Origin of the sequence: Thioalkalivibrio sp. ALRh, assembly GCF_000381425.1 — a bacterium.
In the GTDB taxonomy this organism is placed as follows: Bacteria; Pseudomonadota; Gammaproteobacteria; order Ectothiorhodospirales; family Ectothiorhodospiraceae; genus Thioalkalivibrio.
Map to the genome: position 1 here is coordinate 1 of NZ_KB906520.1, position 21,960 is coordinate 21,960.

The following is a 21,960-nucleotide window of genomic DNA, read 5'->3' on the forward strand; positions in this document are numbered from 1 at the left end:
AACTGCTGGGACAATGCGGTGGCCGAACGCTTCTTCCTAAACCTGAAGATGGAGCGCGTCTGGCGACGGGACTATGCCAATCACGGCGAGGCCACCCGGGACATCACCGACTACATCGTCGGCTTCTACAACGAGCGCCGAAGGCACTCGACCCTGGGCTACCTGTCGCCCAACGCCTACGAGCGAAAATGGACAGCCGAAACACCGATCGAGGTGTCCGAAATCACTTGACCACTACATTCCGGCTTCTCTCAGACAGTCAGCGCCCCCGTTTCTATTTTGAATCGTCCGGCCCGAGGACCCTTCCGCAAGGGGCTTCATACGGGGGGATAAGGTCAAGACAACGGCTGGCCTGACGTTCGTGCCAATGGATGGAGGCAAGGTGTCCCGACATCCTGGGCACGCGCGGCCTGCGGCCCTGGCGTGCCGCGCCCGCCAGCGGGCGCCAGACCCCATCGTAGGATGTGATGAGCGCAGCGAATCGCATCAGGGTTGCCCCAACGTCGGAACGGTGCGTTTCGCTGCGCTCAACCGCACCCTACAGCGCGGGACTTTTGGCAGGCGCTGGAGCGCCTTCTGTTTTGACCTACCCTCCCGATATGAGCCCCTTGTGGAGGGCGTGACAGGCCGGACGATTCATAATAGACACGGGGCGCTGACTGTCTGAGCGCAGCGAGTTTCAGCGCCGCCGGCCTGGCGCGTCCGGAGCAAGGTTCCCGGGCGAATCCCGGGCGTGTTTCTTGGTTACTTCTTTGCACGAGCAAAGAAGCCCGTTTTTGATTAACAACGGGCGCGGCGCGCTCGCGAGTGAGCGCTTGGCGGGCGGCGGACCGAAACCACCGTAAACACTGAAAGACGAACCAGGCCCAGCCTGAACGGCGCAGGGCGCGACGAAGCGCGATCAGTCGTGGGCGGCGGCGGGCGGCAGCTGGATGAAGTGTTCGCGGTAGACGCGAAGTTCGTCGATGGAGTCGCGGATGTCCTGCAACGCCTGGTGCGAGGCGTTCTTCTGCAGCTTCGAGAGCACGTCGGGGGCCCAGCGTCGGGCCAGCTCCTTGAGCGTGGAGACGTCCAGGTTACGGTAGTGGAAATAGGCCTCCAGCTCCGGCATCAGGCGCGCCATGAAACGCCGATCCTGACAGATCGAGTTCCCGCACATCGGCGAGGCCCCTTTCGGCACATAGTCGGACAGGAAGTCGATCGTCTCGCGTTCGGCGGCGGCCGCGTCCGTACTGCTGTGGCGGATGCGCTCGATCAGGCCGGAGGCCCCGTGCGTGCGCCGATTCCATTCGTCCATCGCATCCAGCACGTCGGCGGGCTGGTAGATCGCGAGGACCGGGCCCTCCGCCAGGATGTTGAGTTCCTTGTCGGTGACGATGGTGGCCACCTCGATGATTCGGTCGTTCTGGGGATCCAGGCCGGTCATCTCGAGATCGATCCAGATCAGGTTTTCGGCGCTCGCTGCCATGCCCGCTCCTTTCCTGTGCGCTCAAAGTCTATCATCATGGTCCAGGATGACGTTGTCCGTTTTGCTCACCTGCAACGCGGCCAAGGTCTCGGGGGCCATACGGCCCCGCCGGATCCATTCCCCACAAAGGAGGGAATCATGCGACTGATCATCTCAAGCCTTGCGGCCCTGGGCCTCGGTTTTTCGCTGGGCACCGCCCAGGCCGACGACATCCAGAAGGGCAAGAACCTGCATCAGGACAACTGCATCAGCTGTCATGCCGACATGGTCGGTGGCGACGGTACGGACCTGTACACGCGCGACAACCGGATCGTTGGCGACTATGACCACCTGGTCCGGCAGGTGAACAACTGCAACGCACAACTGGGCACCAACTGGTTCGACGACGAGATCGAGGCGGTGGTGGCCTACCTGAACGCGGAGTACTACCAGTTCGATGAGTGACCTGAAGACCAAGCACTGCCAAGCCTGTGAAGGGTTCACCGAGCCGATGTCGCGCGCGGACGCCGAGCGCGGCCTCGGCCAGCTGGACAGCCACTGGGGCATCGACGAGGCGGGCCGCAGCATCCAGCGCGGCTTCAAATTCAAGAACTTTCACGAGACGATGGCGTTCGTGAACGCGGTGGCCTGGATCGCCCATGTCGAGGATCACCACCCGGACATGGCGGTCGGCTACAACCGTTGCTCGGTGCAATTCTCGACGCACGCGGTGGGTGGCCTGACGGAGAACGACTTGATCTGCGCCGCCCGCATCGATGCGCTCTTTGACTAACAGCGTGACCAGCACGGCACCGGCTGGTCCGACCTCTTGAGCCGGGTCGGCCGGGTTCACGCCCGCCACAACCAGATGGCCGACATCGCAGCGCCGGCGAACGCGGTGCCGCGCCGCATTCGGCTGCACCGCCGGGTGAAGGATCTCGCCTGCGGTGATCGCGTGGAGATGGATGCGACCGGCGAGCAGGTTCAGCGGCGCCTGGCCCGGGACAATACCTTGGTGCGCCAGGACGGCTTTGGCCGGCGCAAGGTCATCGCGGCCAACATCGACACCGTCTGGATCGTGATCGCGCCCTCCCCGATGCCGGCGCGGTACTTGATCGACCGTTTCCTGGTTGCGGTATACAACCTCCCCGCACAGCCACGGATCCTGGTGAACAAGCAGGACGCGGGACCCGCCAACACGGGGGACTGGCTGGCCCCTTACGCTCACCTGGACCTTGACCCCCTGCATGTCAGCGCCCGCAGTGGGTACGGGCTATCCGCCCTCGCCGAGGCCGCCCGGGGGCATACCAACATCCTGATCGGACAGTCCGGGGTGGGCAAATCCTCGCTGATCGCCGCGCTGCTGGAGCGCCACGGCAGCGGTGATATCAAGCTTCCGGAAACGGGAGATCTCGCGGTGTCCGGCGAGGGCCGCCACACGACGGTCACGGCACAGTGGTATTCATTGACAGGGGGTGGCGCCTGGATCGACTCGCCGGGCGTGCGCGACTTTACGCCGGAACTGGAATCCATCGATGCGCTGGTGCGCGGGTTTCCGGATATCGAAGCGCTTGCCGACAATTGCCGATTTCGCAATTGTCGGCACCAGTCCGAACCCGGCTGCGCGGCAAGGGAGGCCGTCGATCAAGGCACCCTGCCCGTGGCACGGCTCGAGGCCTGGACCGCCCTACTGGGGACGCTGGAGAAACGCTAGGGGAAGGCGACTAGAACGTCAGCCCCATCTCCACGCCGACCACCGACGACGAAGAGTCGCGGGTACTCTCGAAATCGAGGCGATCGGACATCCAGTCGCTTGAGGTGTTCAGCGAGTAGTCGTCGTAATACAGGCTCAGCGACAACTCGGACTGATTCTGCAGGCGCAGGCGACTGTCGAGGCTGAGATACCCCGCGCTGCGACCCAACTCGCGATGACGGCCCCCGTAGCCGAAGCCGAGGGCATCGTCTCCACTCGTCAGTGACTGGCGCACGCCGACACGGAACTGGCTGTCAAAGCGGCCAGACCCGGACGCAAAGGTGGGGCCGAAGCTGAGGTCGGTGAAATAGGCCGTGGATTCAGTCTCCGGGCCCAGGTCCGACCAGCCCGGACGAGTCTCCATACCAACCCCCAGGTTCAAGCCATAACCAAAACCCGCGCCCAGCTGCTGGTGGTAAGCCCCTTCCACCTCGAACAGGCGGCTGGAGAGGACGCCCATGCCGGTCTCGTCACCCGGAAGGCCACCAGTGGTCTCGGTGCGCAGCGTCAGTTGATAGCGCCAGTCGCGACTCGCCGAGGCGGGTTCCGGATCGGTCATCGGCAGGACGTTGGGCGCGGAGCGGGCAGAGCCACCGATCGGCTCCATGCCCACCGGGTCCACCACGGTCCCGCTCTCGGATTCGTACTCGGCTTCTTCATCGACGCGATCCGGCCCACCAAGCGTCGACTCGGTGCTGGTGGGGGTATACGTCAGGGAATAGCGATCGTCGGCATGAGCCACACTGGTGGCGGCCACTCCGAACAAGACGGCCAGTGCCAGCGCGACCGGCACACGCGCAGGCGCCAGCTGCGGGCTGTTGCCCCGCGCTGCTTGCCTGGCTTCACCGTGATGATTCCGTCGCGTCACGCCGCATCGTCCGTGTTGTGTTGTCTCGATCAGCCCGGGGGCCAGCTCAGCGCGCGACCGCCCAGTACGTGCATGTGTACATGGTAGACCGTTTGCCCGCCGTCTTGGTTGCAGTTCATCACGGTTCGATAACCGTTTTCCGCAAATCCGCGATCGCGTGCAATCTGTGCCGCCACGTGCGCCATGTGCCCAATCACCGGGGCCGTCTCGGCGGTCAGTTCGTTCAGGGTGGCGATGTGCTGTTTCGGGATCACCAGCACATGCGTCGGGGCCTGAGGATTCAGGTCTTCAAAGGCCAGGACCTGGTCGTCCTCGAACACGACCTTCGCCGGGATCTCCCCCGCGACGATCTTGCAAAAGATGCAGTCAGCCATCTTGTTCTCCTAAACGACGCGCGGGTTTATATCAGGAAACGGTAATGCATTCAATGCATCCCGAAAACCTGATCCCGATCAGTAATCGCGGCGCCCCGACAAGGCATGCGCCAGGGTCCCCGCATCGATGTACTCGAGCTCGCCCCCGGTCGGCACGCCCTGCGCGATGCGCGTAGCGCGAATGCCGTGGCGCGCCGCCATTTCAGCGAGGTAGTGCGCAGTGACCTCGCCCTCGACCGAGGTATTGGTCGCCAGGATCAGCTCGCGTACGCCCTCTTCCTGCAAGCGCGTCTCCAGCTGATCCAGCCCCAGCTCTTCGGGACCAATGCCATCCAGCGGCGACAACCGCCCGAGCAACACGTGGAAACGGCCGGCAAAGTCGGTCGCCGACTCGATGGCCATCACATCGCCCGGGCTCTCGACCACGCAGATCACGCCCGGGTCGCGCTCGGGATCCGCGCAGCGAGGACATACCTCTGCGGTAGTCAGCGTGCGGCACACTTGGCAGTGCCCGACGCGCTCGACCGCCTGATCGACGGCCCGTGCCAACCGGCGCGCACCGTCGCGGTCGCGCTCCAGCAGGTGCAGCGCCATACGCCGCGCGGACTTGGCACCGACACCCGGCAGGCAGCGCAGCGCCTGCACCAGTTCGTCGAGTTCAGCGTCCATCGCGCGCAGCGCCGGTTCCGACCCAGGGAGACGCGATCAGAACGGCAGCTTCATCCCGGCCGGCAGGCCCATACCTTCGGTCAGGCTGCCCATGCGCTCCTGGGTGGTGGACTCGACCTTCTGCACGGCGTCATTGATGGCCGCGGCCACCAGGTCCTCGATCATGTCGCGGTCGTCCTCCAGCAGGCTGGGGTCGATCTTGACCCGGCGCACCGCGTACTTGCCGGTCATGAGCACACTCACAAGACCGCCGCCTGCCTGGCCCTCGATCTCCATTTCGGCCAGCTCCGCCTGCATCTTCTGCATGTCTTCCTGCATCTTCTGGGCCTGCTTCATCAGGCCACCCATGCCACCTTTCATCATGATTTCGCTCTCCTGCCCTGCGCCTTGCGCAGGGGTTATCGTTCAATCGATTGCGACGCGGACGGCTCGTCACCCGCACGGTCCTCGCGAATGCGTACCGCGCCCAGCTCGGCCCCGAAGGCCTCGCCCAGGGCCTGTACCACCGGATCCTCGCGCATCGCCGTTTCGGCGCTAGCCTGACGTTCCGCTGCGTCTGCCGCAAGCCGTGCAGCGGGCGTGGCCTGCGAGGGCTGTGTCTGGTCGACAATCTCCAGCCGCACCGAGTGCCCGAGGCGTTTCTCCAGGGCCTCCTTCAGGCGCGTACGGGTTCGATCGGTATAGAGCGTACCCGGGGCTACGGCGATCACGACGCTTTCGTCATCCAGTTGCTGCAATTCGCCATGCAGCGCGAGTTCGCGCACCGTGCCGGTCGGCAGACCTTCGGCAAAGCGATGCCAGTCAAAGGGCCCGGAATCCGGCTCCGGGGGCATGACAGGCTTGGCATCCCGGGGTGGCGGCGCAGACTCGGCCGGCCCGGTATCCGGGCCGGGATCCGGCTCGCGCACCCGCTCCTGAACCCGCTCGCGCGGCGGCTCCGGGATGGGGGGCGGAGCCGACCGCGCCGTGGTGTCGGGCCGGGCCGGGGCCGAACCCGCACTCGGGCCAGCTTGCGGTGCGGCCGGGGCCCCGCCCTGGCGCTCGACGGGCACGGCCCCTTCGCCGGGCCCTTCCGGCCGAAAGGCCAGCAGACGCAACAGGGTCATCTCCACGCCCATCTGCGCATCCGGCGCCCAGGGCAGATCGCGGGCTCCATGGATCAGGATCTGGTAGGTCAGCTGCAGGGTTTCCGGATCCACCCGAGCTGCGGTCTCGCGCGCCCAGCGTTCGGCGGCATCGTCACCGTCCGCGCCGGCGGCACTGCGAACCAGCTGCTCCACGGCCACGCGATGCACCAGGGCCGCCAGCTCGTCCAGCAGGCGGGACCAGTCAGGCCCCAGCCCCGTAAGCTCCTGCAGACCCTGCATCAAGCCCGGACCATCACCGGAAAACGCCGCGTCCAGCAGGCCGGTCAGGCGGGTTCGCGGCAGCAGGCCCAGCATGTCGCAGGCATCGGACTCGGTCAGGCGATCGCCGCCGTAGGCGATGGCCTGGTCAGTCAGGCTCAGCGCGTCGCGCATGGAACCCTCGGCCGCCTCGCCCAGGCGCAGCAGCGCGCCCGGTTCGGCCTGCAAGCCTTCGGCCTCGAGGATGCGCGTCAGGTGCTCGGCGATCAGCGCCGGCGGCATCGGCTTGAGATTGAACTGCAGGCAGCGCGACAGCACGGTGACCGGCAGCTTCTGCGGATCAGTCGTGGCGAGCAGGAACTTCACATGATCCGGCGGCTCTTCCAGCGTCTTCAACAGGGCGTTGAAGCTCTTCTCGGAGAGCATGTGCACCTCGTCGATCAGGTACACCTTGAAGCGCCCCGCCGTCGGGGCATAGGAGACGTTATCCAGCAGCTCGCGGGTGTCGTCCACGCGGGTGCGGGACGCGGCATCGACCTCGATCAGGTCGAGATGCCGGCCCTCGGCGATCTCCACGCAGGAGCGACACTCACCGCAGGGGGTCGGGGTGACGCCCGTCTCGCAGTTCAGGCAGCGCGCGAGGATACGGGCGATCGTGGTCTTGCCCACGCCGCGCGTCCCGGCGAACAGGTAGGCATGGTGCAGACGATCCCCGCTCAGGGCATTGGCCAGAGCACGCACCACATGCGGTTGCCCGACCAGGTCCTCGAAACGACCGGGACGCCACTTGCGGGCCAGAACCTGGTGACTCATGCCTCCCCCGTCAGTGCAGTCTTTCGCGAGCCCGCGTGCGGGGCCATCACCGCAGGAGTCGGGGCCGCAGGGAAAAGGGTGGTGGCCCGCACCCGCCACACCCCGGCGCCCGACGCAGCTGCTACCGTTGCTCCCTTCCGGGCCTGGCGGGATTCACAACCTGTCGTCGCGAGGGGACTGATACGGACCACCATAACGCGGTCCTCGAATCGAGGCGAACTCGAATCGGGGTGGCAAGCTTCCGGGTTTGGCCGGGTGACGTCAAGCATACACAATAGTCGAAAACTAATGACACAATAGAAACACAAAACTGGATCAATCGATGGCCAGGCCTTACCTTAGGTCCCGTAGCCGGGAACTACCCCGGCCGAAAAGAAATCTTCATCCCTGACTGACAAGCAAGCGCCATTTAATAAGGAGAGTATTTATGGAACTCGAAAATCGCGAAGGCCAGCGCGTCCCGGAAGTCACCTTCCGCTGCCGCAAAGACAACGACTGGAACGACGTACGCTCGGAAGACCTGTTCAAGGGTCGCAACGTGGTCGTTTTCGCCCTGCCGGGCGCGTTCACCCCGACCTGCTCCTCGGCCCACGTGCCGCGCTACAACGAGCTGGCGCCGGTGCTCAAGAAGCACGGCATCGACGAGATCGTCTGCATCTCGGTCAATGACGGCTTCGTGATGGAGGCCTGGCAGGCTGACCAGCAGGCCGACCGCGTGACCTTCATCGCCGACGGCAACGGCGAGTTCACCGAGCAGATGGGCATGCTGGTCGACAAGAGCGACCTCGGCTTCGGCCACCGCTCCTGGCGCTACTCCATGCTGGTGCGTGACGGTGTGATCGAGAAGCAGTTCATCGAGCCGGACGAGCCGGGCGACCCCTTCGTGGTCTCCGACGCCGATACCATGCTCGCCCACGTCGCCCCGGATGCGGCCTGCCCCGAAGACGTGGTCGTCTTCACCAAGCCGGGCTGCCCGTACTGCGCCAGCGCCAAGGAGATGCTTGAGAACGCCGGTCTCGACTATGAAGAGATCGTGCTGGGCCGCGACGCCAGCCTGCGCAGCCTGCGCGCCGCCACCGGTGCGATGACCGTCCCGCAGGTGTTCGTGGGCGGCCACCGCATCGGCGGCTCGGAAGATCTCCAGGAGTGGATCTCCCGCGAGAAGAAGGCGGCATAAGTCGTCTCTGCCCCTCGGGGCGGGTTCTGTCCCGCCCCGGGTGGTCACCCGGAACATGGGTGGCCATCCGTGTCCGGATGCCCGCACAGGCGGACGTCCGGACACGGATGGCAGACCCTGGCGACCGCGCGGAACGCGGTCGTTATGTACCATTTTCACCGAACCCTTCGAGGAACCGACATGGAACACTACGACATCATCGTGATTGGCGGCGGCAGCGGCGGCTTGGCCGTGGCGGAACGCGCCGCCCCGCACGGCGCGCGCGTCGCCGTGTTCGACCCGAAACCGCTCGGCGGTACCTGTGTGAACGAAGGCTGCGTGCCGAAAAAGCTCACCTGGTATGCCGCCGAGCATGCTGCGCAGGCCCGTCAGGCGCACGAGTTCGGTGTCGATGTCGAGATCAAGGGCATCCGCTACACCGATCTGGCGAACCAGCGCCAGGCCATGCTGAAAGACCTGAACCAGTTCTGGGCCGGGCACCTGGAGAAGCTGGGCGTGACCCACATCCCGGAACGCGCTCGCCTGACCGACAGGAACAAGGTGATCAGCGACAGCGGCACCGAATACACCGCCGAGCGGATCGTGCTGGCGATGGGCGGTGCCCCGATCGTGCCGCCGCTGGAAGGGGCCGAACTGGGCGCGACCTCCGACGACTTCTTCGAGTGGACCGAACTGCCGGAATCCATCGCCGTGATCGGCGCCGGTTACATCGGCCTGGAGATGGCCGGCATGCTGCGCTCCATGGGCGTGAAGACCGACGTGGTTGCGATGGAGGACCGCGTGCTGGAGATGTTCGACCCGATGGTCTCGCAGGCGCTTGATCAACACATGGAGTACCAGGGCATCGACCGCCACCTGGGCGTGAAGGTCGCCGGCCTGGGCGGCAAACCCGGCGCCGTGACCGTCCAGCTCGAGGGCGGCCAGGAACTGGGCCCGTACGAGAAAGTGCTATGGGCCGTTGGCCGCAAGCCGGCCACCGCTGACATGGGGCTGGAAGACGCCGGTGTCAAACTGGCCCGCGATGGCACCGTCCCGGTGGATGAGTGGCAGGCGACCAGCGTCGACGGCATCTATGCCCTGGGCGACATCATAGGCAAGGGTCCGCTGACCCCGGTTGCCATCGCGGCCGGTCGCCGACTGGCAGATCACTGGTATGCCCCGGAGACGAACCCTGTGCCCGTGGACTACGACCAGATCCCGACGGTCACCTTTACCCACCCGACCGCCGGCATGGTCGGGCTGACCGAGCCGCAGGCCGTGGAGCGCTTCGGTGATTCAGTGCGCATCTACGAGACCCAGTTCGGCGGCCTGGACCGCGCCTTCGCCAAGGGCGAGGTGCCGCCCGTCGCGATGAAGCTGGTCTGCGCCGAAGAGAATGAAAAAGTCGTCGGCATCCACATGATTGGTGCCCATGTAGACGAGATGCTGCAGGGCTTTGCCGTGGCCGTGCGCATGGGCGCCACCAAACGCGACCTGGACCTGACCATTCCGCTGCACCCCACCAGCGCCGAGGAACTGGTGACCCTCAAGGAGGCCCGCCCGGGTCGCCAGCAGGGCCTGGCCAAGGCCAAGGCCGCTTGACAGGCAGCTGGTCGCAAACGGCAAAACGCCGCCCCTGTGCAAAGCGCCGGGGCGGCGTGCCTGTTTTGCCCAGGGCCATGGCGAAACGATCCGGCTAGCCGGATCGGCTTGCTCGCCGATACCCGTCAGGCTTTTTTAGCGTCCTTCACTCCCCTAGAAGCGCCAGCCCAGCGACGCGGTAAAGGCGTCCATCTTGTAGTCGCTGTCGAAGTCATAGCGCTCGTATTCCGCGCGAATCATGAACGCGTTCAGATTGACCTGCATGCCGACACCATAGACCGGATCGAAACCGTCCTGACTGCGCAGCGTACGGCCCTCGTCTCCCAGGTTGCCGCGCACGTCCGCATCCCACTTGGCCGCGCCGACCTTCGCGAAGGCCTCTACATAGGGGCCAATCGGCAACTTCCCGAGCACACTGGCACCGTAGGCCGTCGAGCGGACGCTCGAATGGGCACCGTCCTGGTCGCCCCGCAGGTGCACCTCGCCCAGATCGGTATAGAAGCCCTCGACCGCGAGATAGCGATTGAAGTTGTAACCGACAAAGCCGCGCCAGACATTGTCGTCATCGTCGATGCTGTAGTCCGACGTCCCGGACCCAATAAAATCCGCGACCTCGTCGCTGTCATTCTTCAATGAACTGAACCCCGTACCCAGACCCATATACAGGCCTGTGGTGCGGTCGCGCTCCTGCGTCGTACGGTCACGGTCCTGCTGTCCAAGCGCACTCTGGGAACCAAACAGGACGAGCGCCGATACTGCAACCCCGGCAGCCAGATAACGTTTCATCTTCATCTCCTTCTCATTTGCTAATCGTGCTTGAGGACGGCAAAGGAACGGAGATGATTCTTGATTCAATCCAGGCTACATGGAAGGCGCAATGGTTGAACCGATTCATAATTACACCGATATCTACATGCCCCGGCCATCAATCATTGACAAAGCGCACACCCACTTTGACTCAGGTTAAGGCGAAAGTCAGGGATCAATCTAAAACGACCCATAAAAACAAAAAGGCTGGGGCGCGGATGACCACCCGCTCGTGGCCACCCGCGCCCCAGCCTTCTGGTTCAAACGACTACGGACTAATCGAAACGAATAGGGTTTCCGTCCCGGTGCTCGTCATAGTACTCGTCTTCGTATTGCTCCTCGTTTTCTTCTTCCTCACGCTGGATTTCGTCTTCGCCCTCACGCTGATCTTCGATCCAGCCGCGTGCCTCATCGCCCGATTCTTCAACGGCATCCACGGCGTCTTCTACCGTTTCTTCGAACGTTTCACCGGCATCATCCGCCGTATCCGAATCGGAACAGGCCGACAAAAACAGCAGGCCTGCCGCAGCCAGCCCCATCGCCACCCAACGAACAGCCGGGGTCTCAGGAGTCTTCTTCATTACGCACCTCGTCCATCAGTTCGTTGATCTTAGCGGCAATCTTTTCCTGGCTATCACCGTATTTCTCGCGAACCCGCGCGGCCAGCTCGTCCATATTGCCCTCGGCCTCAACCACCTCGTCATCGGTCAGGCGGCCCCATTCCTGTTTCAGCCGCGCCTTGAATCGTTCACTACGCCCCAGCATCTGATCTTTGTTCATACAGTTTTCCTTTGTTGAATGCGTCTGCATCACGCGGGCGGTAAAGCCTGAACAGACCGGATAACGATGGCATTAACCTGAAGCAAAAAGCTCCCCGGAAACGGGAAAAATGAGAACCGAGACACCCTGCGGGCGCTGGACCGCGCAAAAGCGCGGACCATGCCCTACACTTCAGGCGCGATTACAGCCAAAAAAGGAGTGGACGATGCTGGGATGGGCACTGATGTTCTTGATCGTCGGAATCGTAGCCGGCGTGCTGGGCCTGAGCGGGATCGCGGGCGCAGCGACCAATATTGCATGGATTCTTTTCGTGGTGGGCCTGATCCTGGCGGTCATCTTCTTCATCACGGGACGACGCCCCCCGCTATAGGCGCCCCGCTATAGACGTCTTTCTGGCACTGCAATCGCCCGGCCTTGAGCCGGGCGATTGCTTTATGAGGCTTCCTCCGCGCAACCGAGGCTTGCGCTTTTCACCCAGTTGGCTTCGCAGTCCAGATAGGCCTGGTTGAATCCGGAGAAGCGGACCAGTCCGTCCATATCCTTGATTCGGATGGCTCCGTCTTCCGTGCTAATGAGGTCCCGCTTGCGCAGCTGGCTGAACGATCGACTCACATGCACCGCGGACATGCCCAGCGCATCCCCGAGCACGCTCTGATTCATCGGGAGCCGTACCTCCTCGGACGGACGCTGCAGGCGCACTTTCATCTCGAGGAGAAAATGCGCGAGGCGCTCGGCCGCGGGCCGGCGGCCGATGTTGATGATGCGCTCCACCAGCATCGACTGTTCGCGCGCCAGGATCAGAAAGAACAGTGAAGCCAGACGCGGGGCCTGCTCGAACACCTCGGTCAACTGACGGCGGGGAAACGGGCAGGCCTCGATGTCCGTCAGCGCGACGAAGTCCGAGCGCGCCTCGTTGAACCCCATCTCGCGCAAGCCCAGGATTTGCCCCGGCAGGAAGATGTCCAGGACCTGACGCCGCCCATCGGCCAGGTCGCGTACCGCACAGGCCCAACCAGAACGCAACGTGTAGAAACGCTCGGCCTCCTCGCCAGCCGCACACAGGCAGGTCTGGGCGGCGTAACGCTTCGGGTCCTTCTCCAGTTGCAACAACAGGGCCTTCTCCTCGGGCACGAGGTCTGCAAACTGGTCAATCTGCTCGAGGATGCAACCTTGCGATACAGGCATCGCGGGCTCCTTTGTCTTCGCAAAAAGCGTTCATGTCACGCATCGAAACACCAGCGTTACCTTGCGTAACACCCGCAAGAAAGTCGTACATCCAAACGACTGATTCCCAATACTGTCCACTTATGGCGTGCTTTTTGCAGGTTGAAGGCCATTCTGTGATCCCGTTCACCCAGGGGAATGCGCCACCGCCATGACCGACGCGCTCGACAGCACCCGCGAGTTCCTCAGCGCCCACGCCCCGTTCGATCAGCTCGAACCCGACGCGCTGGAGTTCCTCGTACCGCGTCTGGAGAGTCGCTTCTACGCGCGCGGGGCCCGCATCACGGATCCCGATGCCGGACCGGCGCGCCGCTTTCACATCATCCGCCAGGGGCGCATCCGTGGCGAGACCCCCAGCGAAGACGAGCAACTCTCGGGCAAGGCGTGGGAACTGATCCCCGGCGAGTGTTTTCCGATCGGCGCCCTGCTCGGTCGCCGGGCCGTTCATACGGTACACCGAGCGGCCGAGGACACGGTATGCCTGGAGCTGGACCTGGAGGACTTCGACCGGCTGCGCACGCGCTCCCGCGTCTTCAATGACTTCTGCACGCGACGGCTGGCCAACCTGCTGGACCGCCTGCAACAGGGCCTCGACACCCTGTCCAGCCGTGACGGCGGCGCAGCCGGGCAATTGAATACCCCGCTCGCGCTGCGCATTGCCCGCGTCCCGGTGACCTGCCGTCCCGACACACACCTGCGCGAGGTGCTGACCACCATGCGCGACGAGCGCGTGGGCTCCGTGGTCGCGGTGGACGCCGAACAACGACCGGTGGGCATCTTCACCCTGCGGGACCTGCTGGCACGGGTCGCCCTGAAGGATGTCGACCTCGACACCCCGCTGGACGCGGTGATGACGCCCGAACCGGTCGCCCTGGAGGAAAGCGCGCCGGGCTTCGAGGGCATCGAGGCGATGACCGAACACGGGATGACGCATCTGTGCGTGGTACGCGACGGCCGCCTGGTCGGCGTGCTCGGCGAACGCGACCTGCTCACCAGTCAGCCCCTGACCCTGGACGGCCTGGTGCGCGAGATTCGCCGCGCCGACAGCGTGGCGGCCATTGCCGAACGGCTGCGCCAGGTCCCGCGCCTGATCGAAGCGGTCGTCGGCCAGGGGGCCGAGGCGGATCAGGTGCTGCGCCTGATCACGCGCCTGAACGAGCACGCCACGCGCCGCGTGCTGGCCCTGCTGCGCCCCCAATACGAGGCGATCGAAGGGATCGACTTCACCTGGCTGGCCTTCGGCTCCCAGGCGCGCGAGGAACAGGCCCTGGTCACCGACCAGGACAACGGCATCCTGTTCGATGCCGAGGCCGGCGATGCCGATGCGGTCCGCGAGCGCCTGCTGCCCTACGCCCGGGCCGTGAACGAGGCACTCGCCGAGTGCGGCTTCATGCTGTGCCCCGGCAACATCATGGCGGGCAATCCGGAGTGCTGCCTGAGCGGCCCGGAGTGGGATCGGCGCTTTACCCGCTGGATCGAGCAGGGCACGCCCGATCACCTGCTCAAGAGCACCATCTTCTTCGACCTGCGCGCGGTGGATGGCGACCACGGCCCGGTAGAGGCCCTGCGCACCCAGCTGCTGCAAAAGACCGCCTACAACAGCCGCTTTCGCCGCCAGATGGCCGCCAACCAGCAGGCCTTCCGCCCGCCGCTGGGGCTGTTCGGCGAGATCAAGAGCGGTGCGGACGGCATCGACATCAAGAAGCAGGGGCTGACCCCGTTCGTGGACGCGGCGCGCGTGATCGCGCTGGCCGCCGAACTGCCGGCCACCCGCACCCACGAGCGTCTCGACCAGGCCGTCACCGCGGAGGTGATGCGCGAATCCGACGCGCGCGACTATCACGCCGCCCTGCGCTATCTGCAGATGCTGCGCCTGCGGGCCCAGCAAAAGGCGCTGCGAGAAGGACGCGACGACGACAACCGAATCCGGCCGGAGGAACTGGGCACTCTTGAGGGACGCATCCTCAAGGAGTCCTTCCGGCAGGCTCGCAAGCTGCAAGGCCAGCTTGAAGTGCAGTACCAGCTGTGACGAATCGCATAGACGAGTCACAGCGAACAATAAAACCTATGAGAGGAGCTACGTCATGTCACAAGAAGACCTGAGCCGGCAGGCCTACTGGCGCGAGCATCTGCGCCTGTTGGCAATCTGCCTTGCCGTCTGGTTTCTCGTGTCCTTCGGGCTGGGGATCATTCTGGCCGCACCGCTGAACGCGTTCTCGATCGGCGGGTATCCGCTGGGCTTCTGGTTCGCCCAGCAGGGCGCGATCTACACCTTCATCATCCTGATCTTCGTTTATGCCTGGCGCATGAACGTCCTGGATCGCAAGTACAACGTCCACGAGGAGTAAGCCTGTCATGGATCAACAGACTCTAAGCCTGCTCGTGGTCGGGGCGACCTTCGCCCTGTACATCGGCATCGCCATCTGGGCGCGCGCCGGTTCGACCAGCGAGTTCTATGTCGCCGGCCGCGGTGTCAATCCCATCGCCAACGGGATGGCCACCGCTGCGGACTGGATGTCCGCCGCGTCGTTCATCTCCATGGCCGGCCTGATCGCGTTCCTCGGCTTTACCGGGGGCGCCTACCTGATGGGCTGGACCGGCGGCTACGTGCTGATGGCCCTGCTGCTGGCCCCGTACCTGCGCAAGTTCGGCAAGTTCACGGTGCCGGAATTCATCGGTGACCGGTTCTACTCGAAGGTCGCGCGTGTGGTGGCAGTCATCTCGCTGCTCGCGATGTCCATCACCTACGTGATCGGGCAGATGCGTGGTGTGGGGATCGCGTTCTCCAACATCCTTGAAGTGCCGCTGGCCATTGGCCTGGTATCGGGCATGGCGGTGGTGTTCATCTACGCGGTGCTCGGCGGGATGAAGGGGATTACCTACACCCAGATCGCACAGTACGTGATCATGATCTTCGCCTACACGGTGCCCGCGGTCTTCATCTCGCTGACGCTCACCGGCCAGGTGTTCCCGCAGATCGGCCTGGGTTCCACCCTTCAGGGTCAGGACACCTACCTGCTGGAGGCCCTGGACCAGACGATGGTGGATCTTGGCTTCACCATGTACTCGGCCACCGAGGGCGGCATGAGCATGCTCAACATGTTCCTGCTGACGATGGCGCTGATGATCGGTACCGCCGGTCTGCCGCACGTGATCATCCGGTTCTTTACCGTGCCGCGTGTGCGCGATGCGCGTAAGTCCGCCGGCTGGGCGCTGGTCTTCATCGGCATCCTCTACACCACCGCCCCGGCGGTCGGTGCGATGGCGATCTGGAACCTCGTCAACACCGTGCATCCGGGCGAGATCGGCACCGAAGAAGGCCACCTGGCCTACGAGGACAAGCCGGCCTGGATGGAGCGCTGGGAACAGACCGGTCTGCTCGCGTTCGAGGACAAGAACGAAGACGGCCGCATCCAGTACTACAACGAGGACAACGAAGAGTTCGCCGCGATGGCGGAAGAGGAATACGGCTGGGAAGGCTCCGAGATCGTGACCCTCGACCGCGACATCATGGTGCTGGCCAACCCCGAGATCGCCGGTCTTCCGGGCTGGGTGATCGCGCTGGTGGCGGCCGGTGGTATCGCGGCGGCCCTGTCGACCGCGGCCGGGCTGTTGCTGGCCATCTCGTCGGCCATCTCGCATGACTTGCTGAAGGGCGTATTCATGCCTCGAATCAGCGAGAAAAACGAGCTGATGGCGGGACGTATCGCCATGGCAGGCGCAATCTTGTTCGCCGGATATCTGGGGTTGAATCCACCGGGCTTTGCGGCCGAGGTGGTAGCACTAGCCTTCGGTCTGGCCGCGGCCTCGCTGTTCCCGACCCTGATGATGGGCATCTTCATGAAGAAGATGAACAAGGAAGGCGCGATCGCCGGCATGCTGGTCGGTCTGGTGACCACCCTGCTGTACATCTTTACCTACAAGGGGTGGTTCTTCTTCTCCGGCACCGCCATGCTCCCGGATACCGAGGAGTACTGGCTGTTCGGCGTGAACCCGACCGGCTTCGGCGCCATTGGTGCGGTGTTCAACTTCGTCGCGGCCTACATCGTGATGAAGCTGACCAAGGAGCCGCCGCAGCATATCCAGGAGCTGGTGGAAAGCGTGCGTGTCCCGCGCACCGACAACCCGAGCTGATGTCGTGCCCGGTCATGCCACTGGCATGACCGGGCCTGTCGGCCCACCATGAATGGAATGCTTAACATTCATGCAAGAAAGGGGGACCACCATCTCCCTGAGGTCGGCCCGGCAGATGCCGGGTCGGCCTTTTTTCCTTCGGGACAAGCCTCCAGCGGCTGCATCGGCCGTTGCAGGCTTGCCCTGAGCACCACCCATCCCGCGATGACGGCTGTCCGGAACGCACATGAACGGTGAACTGGAAGAGATTCGCGAGTTCCTCGAACGCTGCCCGGAGCTCGCACGACTGCCGTCCGAAACCCGTACCAGCCTCGTTCGGCGCCTGACGCTGCGCTACCTGCGTGAAGACAGCCCGTTCCCGCCCGAAGATGCGCCCCCCGGCGAGCTGTGGATCGTGCGCACCGGGGCCGCCGAACTGTACGACGCCCAGGACCAGCTCCAGGACCGTCTGGGCGAGGGCGACCTGCTCAACACCGCCCACACCGACCACCTGCACGGCCGCATCACCGAGGATGCCCTGATCTACCAGCTCGAGGCCGGTCGTGCCCGCGATCTCGCCGGCCGGGACGAGGCCTTCCGCGAGTTTGTCGATCTCGGCACCGACCGCCTGCGGGCGCCAGCCGCGACCTCGCCGGCGGGCGAGCGCAGCCTGCTGACCACCCCCGTGCGTGCCCTGATGACGCCACGACCCATCATGTCGCCCACCAGCCTCACCCTGCGCGAGGCGGCCCAGCGCATGACCGAGGCGGACATCTCCGCCCTGCTGCTGCACGAGCCCGGAATGGAAGACATCCCCGTGGGCATCCTGACCGACACCGACCTGCGCCATGCCCTGGCCGCCGGCACCGACCCCGGATGCCGCGTGGCCGAATGCATGGCCCGGCCGGTCGCCTCGGTCAGCCGCGACACCCCGGCCTTCGATGCTCTCCTGCGCATGGCGCGGCGGGACATCCACCACCTGCCGGTCACCGATGGCGAGAACGGCCCGCTGGTCGGGATCCTCTCCAGCACCGACCTGATCCGACATCAGGGCACCAGCGCGGTCTACCTGGTACGCGATCTGCGCCGCGCCGACGGCCTCGACGGCCTGCGTGACGTGATGCGCGCCCTGCCCAGCCTTCAGGTGCAACTGGTCGAGGCCGGGGCCGATGCGACCCAGATCGGCCAGACCATCACCACGGTGATCGACACCCTCACGCAGTGCCTGATCGAACAGGCGGAAGAGAAGCTCGGCCCCGCGCCAACCGCCTACGCCTGGCTGGCCAGCGGCAGTCAGGGGCGGCACGAACAGACGGTGCATACCGATCAGGACACGGCGCTGGTTTGCGACGATGCGGCACCCCCCGATGCCGACGCCTGGTTCCAGCGCCTGGCCAACGAGGTCGGCGAAGGCCTGGCAGCCTGCGGCATCCGCCGTTGTCCGGGCGATGTCGACCCAAGCCAGCCCCACTGGCGCCGTTCGACCAGCGACTGGGAGCGCGAGATTCGACGGGTGTTGAGCCACCCCTCACCGCGCGATGCGATGCTCGCCACCCATTACCTCGATCTGCGCGTGATCCATGGCCCGACCCGCCTGTTCGAGCCCATGCGCCACGCGGTCCTGGAACAGGGCTATCGCAGCGAAGCGGTATTGAGCACGCTCGCCGACCAGGCACGGGAGCTGCGCCCGCCGCTCGGATTCTTTCGCCAGTTCGTACTCGAGCGCGGGGGCGAACACGCCGACACCCTGGACCTGAAGATGCGCGGCCTGATGCCGATCGTCGCTCTGGCCCGGGTGTTTGCCCTGCGCGCCGGGTCGGACGCCCGTGGCACGGTCGAGCGACTGCGGGCCGCTCGCCACGCGGGTGTTTTGTCGGAGGGCACAGGCGCCGACCTGATCGACGCCTGGCAGTTCATCGCCACGCTGCGCGCGCGCCTGCAGGCCGAGCAGATCCGGCGCGGGTCCGCCCCCGACAACGCCCTGCCCCCGAACGAGCTGTCCGGGCTGGAGCGCAGCCACCTGAAAAACGCATTTCGTCTGGTGGCCCATGCGCAGAAGGCCGCCCTGGCTCAGGCCGAGCGGGTACACGGGTGACTAGCCCTGTGTGTCGAATTCCTCCCCGGCTTGAGGCCTCCTGATGCCCTGCCCACGGCCGGAGGACACCCCATGGATGCGCCCCATCGGGCACTGGCGTTTTTGCCGGGACCGCCAGCGAGCAGCGCGACACGCCCCGGCAGGGGCCCTGCGGGCCTGCCTGGAGTCACCCCTGCCCTCCGCCCGGCACGTGGTGGCGGGCTGTCGCTTTCTCGCGGTGGATCTCGAAACCACGGGGCTCGACCCGGAGCACGATGCGATCCTGAGCATCGGCTGGGTCGCGATGGACGGTGTACGGATCGACCTGGCGACCGCCGATCAGCGGCTAGTGCGCGCGGATTGCCCGGTGCCGGAACAAAGCGCGGTCATCCACCGCATCACCGACCGCGAGGCCGCCGGAGGGGGCACCGTCGACAACGCCCTGGACGCGTTGTTCGAGGCGCTGCAGGGACGCATCCTGGTCGCCCATCACGCCGCACTGGAGCTCGGCTTTCTGGAGGAGGCGTGCCAACGTCTGTACGGCGTGCGTCCCCCACTCCCGGTGGTAGACACCCTGCGCCTGGCCGAGCGCCAGCTGCGCCGTGCAGGACGCCCCATCCCGGCAGATGGCATGCGCCTGCACACCCTGCGCACACGCTACAATCTGCCGCAGTACCGTGCGCACGATGCACTGTTCGACGCGCTGGCCGCGGGCGAGCTGTTCGCCGCCCTGGTCAGCCAGCTTTCCCCGGACGCGCAGGTCCCGCTGGCGCGCGTACTGTTCCGTCCCGGCTGGTTCTGAAAGCACGGATCCCGGCGGTCGGCATGCTATCCTCAGCCCCCAAAATGCCACGAATTGATCACGATTCCCGAACTGAATCACGGAGGCCCTGATGAGCGACACCATCGAGTCCACGCTGCACGAGACCCGTCACTTCGCGCCGCCGGCGGAGTTCACGAAGAACGCCCGTCTGAAGCCCGAGGATCTCGAGGCCCTGTACAAGAAGGCCGATGCCGACTACGAGGGCTTCTGGTGCGACCTCGCGCGCGAGAAGATCGACTGGCAGACCGAGTTCACCGAAGGCCTGGACAGCTCGAACGCCCCCCACTACCGCTGGTTCGCCGACGGGCGCATGAACGTGTCCTACAACTGCATCGACCGCCATCTGGAGGTCCGCGGCGACAAGACCGCAATCATCTTCGAGGCGGAGAACGGCGAGACCCGCAACCTGACCTACCGCGACCTCTACAACGAGGTCGGGAAGCTCGCCAACGCGCTCAAGACCATGGATGTGGAAAAGGGCGACCGGGTGATCATCTACATGCCGATGAACGCCGAGGCCGTGATCGCCATGCAGGCCTGCGCCCGCATCGGCGCGATCCACTCGGTGGTCTTCGGGGGCTTCTCCGCCGATGCCCTGCGTGACCGCATCGTCGACTCCGGCGCAAAGCTGGTCATCACGGCGGATGGTGGCGTGCGCGGTGGCAAGACCGTGGCACTCAAGGCCAACGTCGACAAGGCGCTGGACTCCAATCCGGCCGACGTCGAGAAGGTCATCGTCTGCAAGCGGGCCGGCAACGACGTGACCATGCAGGACGAGCGCGACGTCTGGTGGGACGACGCCGTGGACGGCGAGTCGGTGGACTGCGAGCCGGAGTGGGTCGAGTCCGAGCACCCCCTGTTCCTGCTCTATACCTCCGGCTCCACCGGCAAGCCGAAGGGCATCCAGCACTCCAGTGCCGGCTACCTGCTGGGCGCGATCATCACCAACCAGTGGGTGTTCGACCTGCAGGGCGACGACGTCTACTGGTGCACCGCCGATGTCGGCTGGATCACCGGCCATACCTACGTCGCCTACGGCCCGCTGGCGGTCGGCGCGACGCAGGTCGTCTACGAGGGCGTGCCGACCGTGCCCGACGCCGGGCGCTGGTGGAAGATGTGCCAGGACCACGGCGTGACCGTGTTCTACACCGCCCCAACGGCGATCCGCGCGCTGATGAAGGCCGGCGACGATTTCCCTGCCCAGCACGACCTTTCGAAGCTGCGTCTGCTGGGTACGGTCGGCGAGCCGATCAACCCGGAGGCCTGGATGTGGTACTACCGCGTGGTCGGCGGCGAACGCTGCCCGGTGGTCGACACCTGGTGGCAGACCGAGACCGGCGCCAACATGATCGCGCCGATCCCCGGCTCCACCACCCTGGTGCCCGGATCCTGCACCCAGGCCCTGCCCGGCGTCGACGCCGATGTCGTCGACGAGAATGGCAACAGCCTGCCGGCCGACCAGGGTGGCTACCTCGTAATCAAGAAGCCGTGGCCCTCGATGCTGCGCACCGTTTGGGGCGACGATCAGCGCTACAAGGACACCTACTGGCCCAAATTTGGCGGCAAGTACTACCTGGCCGGCGACTCCGCCCGCCGCGATTCCGAAGGCAACTTCTGGATCATGGGCCGCATCGACGACGTGCTGAACGTCTCCGGACATCGCCTCGGAACCATGGAGGTCGAATCCGCACTGGTCGCGCACAAGGCCGTGGCCGAGGCCGCCGTGGTCGGGCGTCCGCACGACGTGAAGGGCGAGTCCATCGTGGCCTTCGTGATCATGCACGGCGACCGTCCCACGGGCGACAGCGCGGAAAAGCTGGTCAAGGAACTGCGCGACTGGGTGGCCGACCAGATCGGGCCGATCGCCAAGCCGGACGACATCCGCTTTGCCGACGGCCTGCCGAAGACCCGCTCCGGCAAGATCATGCGCCGCCTGCTGCGCTCCATCGCCAAGGGCGAAGAGATCACCTCGGATACCTCCACCCTCGAAAACGAGGCCGTGATCCCGCAGCTCCAGGGCAAGGCCTGAGTCACGGGCCGGGGCCCACCGCCCCGGCCCTGCTTTGATCTTCCTGTAGGAGGCCAGCCCTCTGGCCGATTGGGCGCCGGAA

23 protein-coding genes and 1 other RNA gene are annotated in these 21,960 nt (G+C 65.2%); 13 read left to right on the forward strand and 11 right to left on the reverse strand.

Going from position 1 to position 21,960, the window contains the following annotated elements; genetic code table 11:
• A partial coding sequence (locus tag F791_RS13195) for an IS3 family transposase (protein ID WP_019592425.1) occupies positions 1-231 on the forward strand: 231 nt, incomplete at its 5' end.
• 670 nt (positions 232-901) lie between these two features.
• Here the strand turns inward: F791_RS13195 and orn are convergent.
• Positions 902-1,468: an oligoribonuclease gene (orn, locus tag F791_RS0107785; protein WP_018138496.1), complete on the reverse strand. Its 567-nt coding sequence runs from the start codon at positions 1,466-1,468 to the stop codon at positions 902-904.
• 138 nt (positions 1,469-1,606) lie between these two features.
• Between orn and F791_RS0107790 the strand changes: the two genes are divergently transcribed.
• The 3 genes from F791_RS0107790 to rsgA all read left to right on the forward strand — a co-directional run bounded on the left by F791_RS0107790 (position 1,607) and on the right by rsgA (position 3,161).
• A complete protein-coding gene (locus F791_RS0107790) occupies positions 1,607-1,912 on the forward strand; it encodes a cytochrome c (RefSeq protein WP_018138495.1) in 306 nt (101 codons plus the stop codon).
• Complete coding sequence (locus F791_RS0107795) at positions 1,905-2,240, forward strand: 4a-hydroxytetrahydrobiopterin dehydratase (RefSeq protein WP_018138494.1); 336 nt, start codon at positions 1,905-1,907, stop codon at positions 2,238-2,240. Before F791_RS0107790 ends, F791_RS0107795 begins: the two co-directional genes overlap by 8 nt.
• A 75-nt stretch (positions 2,241-2,315) precedes the next feature.
• The gene (gene rsgA / locus F791_RS0107800; protein ID WP_018994797.1) at positions 2,316-3,161 is read left to right on the forward strand and encodes a ribosome small subunit-dependent GTPase A; all 846 of its coding nucleotides are present in this window, start codon (positions 2,316-2,318) and stop codon (positions 3,159-3,161) included.
• A gap of 10 nt (positions 3,162-3,171) precedes the next feature.
• Here the strand turns inward: rsgA and F791_RS0107805 are convergent, their stop codons facing one another.
• The 6 genes from F791_RS0107805 to ffs form a co-directional block, all read right to left on the reverse strand.
• Positions 3,172-3,993, reverse strand: coding sequence for a hypothetical protein (locus tag F791_RS0107805; RefSeq protein WP_018175488.1), 822 nt, complete (start codon positions 3,991-3,993; stop codon positions 3,172-3,174).
• A 104-nt stretch (positions 3,994-4,097) separates the two neighbouring features.
• A complete protein-coding gene (locus F791_RS0107810; protein ID WP_012983218.1) occupies positions 4,098-4,442 on the reverse strand; it encodes a histidine triad nucleotide-binding protein in 345 nt (114 codons plus the stop codon).
• Between the two features lie 78 nt (positions 4,443-4,520).
• Positions 4,521-5,111 carry a recombination mediator RecR gene (recR, locus tag F791_RS0107815; RefSeq protein WP_018138491.1) on the reverse strand — a complete coding sequence of 197 codons (591 nt, stop codon included), beginning with the start codon at positions 5,109-5,111 and terminating at the stop codon, positions 4,521-4,523.
• Between the two features lie 36 nt (positions 5,112-5,147).
• A complete protein-coding gene (locus F791_RS0107820; protein WP_018138490.1) occupies positions 5,148-5,474 on the reverse strand; it encodes a YbaB/EbfC family nucleoid-associated protein in 327 nt (108 codons plus the stop codon).
• A 35-nt stretch (positions 5,475-5,509) separates the two neighbouring features.
• On the reverse strand, positions 5,510-7,270 hold the full coding sequence (gene dnaX, locus F791_RS0107825) for a DNA polymerase III subunit gamma/tau (protein WP_019592426.1): 1,761 nt from the start codon (positions 7,268-7,270) through the stop codon (positions 5,510-5,512).
• Positions 7,271-7,356: 86 nt separating this feature from the next.
• Positions 7,357-7,453: signal recognition particle sRNA small type (gene ffs / locus F791_RS13490), an RNA gene on the reverse strand.
• 244 nt (positions 7,454-7,697) lie between these two features.
• On the opposite strand from ffs, the gene F791_RS0107830 reads away from it, so the two are divergent.
• Both F791_RS0107830 and gorA read left to right on the forward strand, forming a co-directional pair.
• A complete protein-coding gene (locus F791_RS0107830; protein WP_019592427.1) occupies positions 7,698-8,447 on the forward strand; it encodes a glutathione peroxidase in 750 nt (249 codons plus the stop codon).
• A gap of 180 nt (positions 8,448-8,627) precedes the next feature.
• A complete protein-coding gene (gene gorA / locus F791_RS0107835; protein WP_019592428.1) occupies positions 8,628-10,028 on the forward strand; it encodes a glutathione-disulfide reductase in 1,401 nt (466 codons plus the stop codon).
• Positions 10,029-10,181: 153 nt separating this feature from the next.
• On the opposite strand, the gene F791_RS0107840 is transcribed toward gorA, so the two are convergent.
• The 3 genes from F791_RS0107840 to F791_RS0107850 all read right to left on the reverse strand — a co-directional run bounded on the left by F791_RS0107840 (position 10,182) and on the right by F791_RS0107850 (position 11,615).
• The gene (locus F791_RS0107840; RefSeq protein ID WP_018994343.1) at positions 10,182-10,814 is read right to left on the reverse strand and encodes a porin family protein; all 633 of its coding nucleotides are present in this window, start codon (positions 10,812-10,814) and stop codon (positions 10,182-10,184) included.
• Between the two features lie 296 nt (positions 10,815-11,110).
• Entirely contained in the window at positions 11,111-11,374 is a 264-nt protein-coding gene (locus F791_RS0107845; RefSeq protein WP_018138485.1) for a hypothetical protein, read from the reverse strand.
• A gap of 25 nt (positions 11,375-11,399) precedes the next feature.
• Positions 11,400-11,615, reverse strand: a complete 216-nt coding sequence (locus F791_RS0107850) for a CsbD family protein (RefSeq protein WP_018138484.1) — start codon at positions 11,613-11,615, stop codon at positions 11,400-11,402.
• 205 nt (positions 11,616-11,820) lie between these two features.
• Here F791_RS0107850 and F791_RS13495 point away from each other — a divergent pair, with 205 nt between their 5' ends.
• On the forward strand, positions 11,821-11,985 hold the full coding sequence (locus tag F791_RS13495) for a DUF1328 domain-containing protein (protein WP_012983227.1): 165 nt from the start codon (positions 11,821-11,823) through the stop codon (positions 11,983-11,985).
• 62 nt (positions 11,986-12,047) lie between these two features.
• Here F791_RS13495 and F791_RS0107860 read toward each other — a convergent pair whose 3' ends face one another.
• The gene (locus F791_RS0107860) at positions 12,048-12,800 is read right to left on the reverse strand and encodes a Crp/Fnr family transcriptional regulator (protein ID WP_018138483.1); all 753 of its coding nucleotides are present in this window, start codon (positions 12,798-12,800) and stop codon (positions 12,048-12,050) included.
• A 190-nt stretch (positions 12,801-12,990) separates the two neighbouring features.
• Between F791_RS0107860 and F791_RS0107865 the strand changes: the two genes are divergently transcribed.
• The 6 genes from F791_RS0107865 (at position 12,991) to acs (ending at position 21,878) form a co-directional block, all read left to right on the forward strand.
• Positions 12,991-14,868 (forward strand): DUF294 nucleotidyltransferase-like domain-containing protein, encoded by a 1,878-nt coding sequence (locus F791_RS0107865; protein WP_018138482.1) that lies wholly within the window; start codon positions 12,991-12,993, stop codon positions 14,866-14,868.
• Between the two features lie 55 nt (positions 14,869-14,923).
• On the forward strand, positions 14,924-15,187 hold the full coding sequence (locus F791_RS0107870) for a DUF4212 domain-containing protein (protein WP_018138481.1): 264 nt from the start codon (positions 14,924-14,926) through the stop codon (positions 15,185-15,187).
• Positions 15,188-15,194: 7 nt separating this feature from the next.
• Positions 15,195-16,973: a sodium:solute symporter family protein gene (locus F791_RS0107875; protein ID WP_018138480.1), complete on the forward strand. Its 1,779-nt coding sequence runs from the start codon at positions 15,195-15,197 to the stop codon at positions 16,971-16,973.
• Between the two features lie 226 nt (positions 16,974-17,199).
• Positions 17,200-19,047, forward strand: coding sequence for a putative nucleotidyltransferase substrate binding domain-containing protein (locus F791_RS0107880; RefSeq protein WP_018138479.1), 1,848 nt, complete (start codon positions 17,200-17,202; stop codon positions 19,045-19,047).
• A gap of 190 nt (positions 19,048-19,237) precedes the next feature.
• Positions 19,238-19,828 carry an exonuclease domain-containing protein gene (locus F791_RS0107885; RefSeq protein ID WP_018138478.1) on the forward strand — a complete coding sequence of 197 codons (591 nt, stop codon included), beginning with the start codon at positions 19,238-19,240 and terminating at the stop codon, positions 19,826-19,828.
• Between the two features lie 91 nt (positions 19,829-19,919).
• The gene (acs, locus tag F791_RS0107890) at positions 19,920-21,878 is read left to right on the forward strand and encodes an acetate--CoA ligase (RefSeq protein ID WP_018138477.1); all 1,959 of its coding nucleotides are present in this window, start codon (positions 19,920-19,922) and stop codon (positions 21,876-21,878) included.
• The last annotated feature ends 82 nt before the right edge of the window (positions 21,879-21,960 follow it).

Excerpts from the sequence above, each read along its gene's own strand:
- orn (WP_018138496.1), bottom strand. The coding sequence starts at position 1,468 with ATGGCAGCGAGCGCCGAAAACCTGATCTGGATCGATCTCGAGATGACC.
- F791_RS0107790 (WP_018138495.1), top strand. The coding sequence starts at position 1,607 with ATGCGACTGATCATCTCAAGCCTTGCGGCCCTGGGCCTCGGTTTTTCG.
- F791_RS0107795 (WP_018138494.1), top strand. The coding sequence starts at position 1,905 with ATGAGTGACCTGAAGACCAAGCACTGCCAAGCCTGTGAAGGGTTCACC.
- rsgA (WP_018994797.1), top strand. The coding sequence starts at position 2,316 with ATGGCCGACATCGCAGCGCCGGCGAACGCGGTGCCGCGCCGCATTCGG.
- F791_RS0107810 (WP_012983218.1), bottom strand. The coding sequence starts at position 4,442 with ATGGCTGACTGCATCTTTTGCAAGATCGTCGCGGGGGAGATCCCGGCG.
- recR (WP_018138491.1), bottom strand. The coding sequence starts at position 5,111 with ATGGACGCTGAACTCGACGAACTGGTGCAGGCGCTGCGCTGCCTGCCG.
- F791_RS0107820 (WP_018138490.1), bottom strand. The coding sequence starts at position 5,474 with ATGATGAAAGGTGGCATGGGTGGCCTGATGAAGCAGGCCCAGAAGATG.
- dnaX (WP_019592426.1), bottom strand. The coding sequence starts at position 7,270 with ATGAGTCACCAGGTTCTGGCCCGCAAGTGGCGTCCCGGTCGTTTCGAG.
- F791_RS0107830 (WP_019592427.1), top strand. The coding sequence starts at position 7,698 with ATGGAACTCGAAAATCGCGAAGGCCAGCGCGTCCCGGAAGTCACCTTC.
- gorA (WP_019592428.1), top strand. The coding sequence starts at position 8,628 with ATGGAACACTACGACATCATCGTGATTGGCGGCGGCAGCGGCGGCTTG.
- F791_RS0107840 (WP_018994343.1), bottom strand. The coding sequence starts at position 10,814 with ATGAAACGTTATCTGGCTGCCGGGGTTGCAGTATCGGCGCTCGTCCTG.
- F791_RS0107845 (WP_018138485.1), bottom strand. The coding sequence starts at position 11,374 with ATGGGGCTGGCTGCGGCAGGCCTGCTGTTTTTGTCGGCCTGTTCCGAT.
- F791_RS0107850 (WP_018138484.1), bottom strand. The coding sequence starts at position 11,615 with ATGAACAAAGATCAGATGCTGGGGCGTAGTGAACGATTCAAGGCGCGG.
- F791_RS13495 (WP_012983227.1), top strand. The coding sequence starts at position 11,821 with ATGCTGGGATGGGCACTGATGTTCTTGATCGTCGGAATCGTAGCCGGC.
- F791_RS0107860 (WP_018138483.1), bottom strand. The coding sequence starts at position 12,800 with ATGCCTGTATCGCAAGGTTGCATCCTCGAGCAGATTGACCAGTTTGCA.
- F791_RS0107865 (WP_018138482.1), top strand. The coding sequence starts at position 12,991 with ATGACCGACGCGCTCGACAGCACCCGCGAGTTCCTCAGCGCCCACGCC.
- F791_RS0107870 (WP_018138481.1), top strand. The coding sequence starts at position 14,924 with ATGTCACAAGAAGACCTGAGCCGGCAGGCCTACTGGCGCGAGCATCTG.
- F791_RS0107875 (WP_018138480.1), top strand. The coding sequence starts at position 15,195 with ATGGATCAACAGACTCTAAGCCTGCTCGTGGTCGGGGCGACCTTCGCC.
- F791_RS0107880 (WP_018138479.1), top strand. The coding sequence starts at position 17,200 with ATGAACGGTGAACTGGAAGAGATTCGCGAGTTCCTCGAACGCTGCCCG.
- acs (WP_018138477.1), top strand. The coding sequence starts at position 19,920 with ATGAGCGACACCATCGAGTCCACGCTGCACGAGACCCGTCACTTCGCG.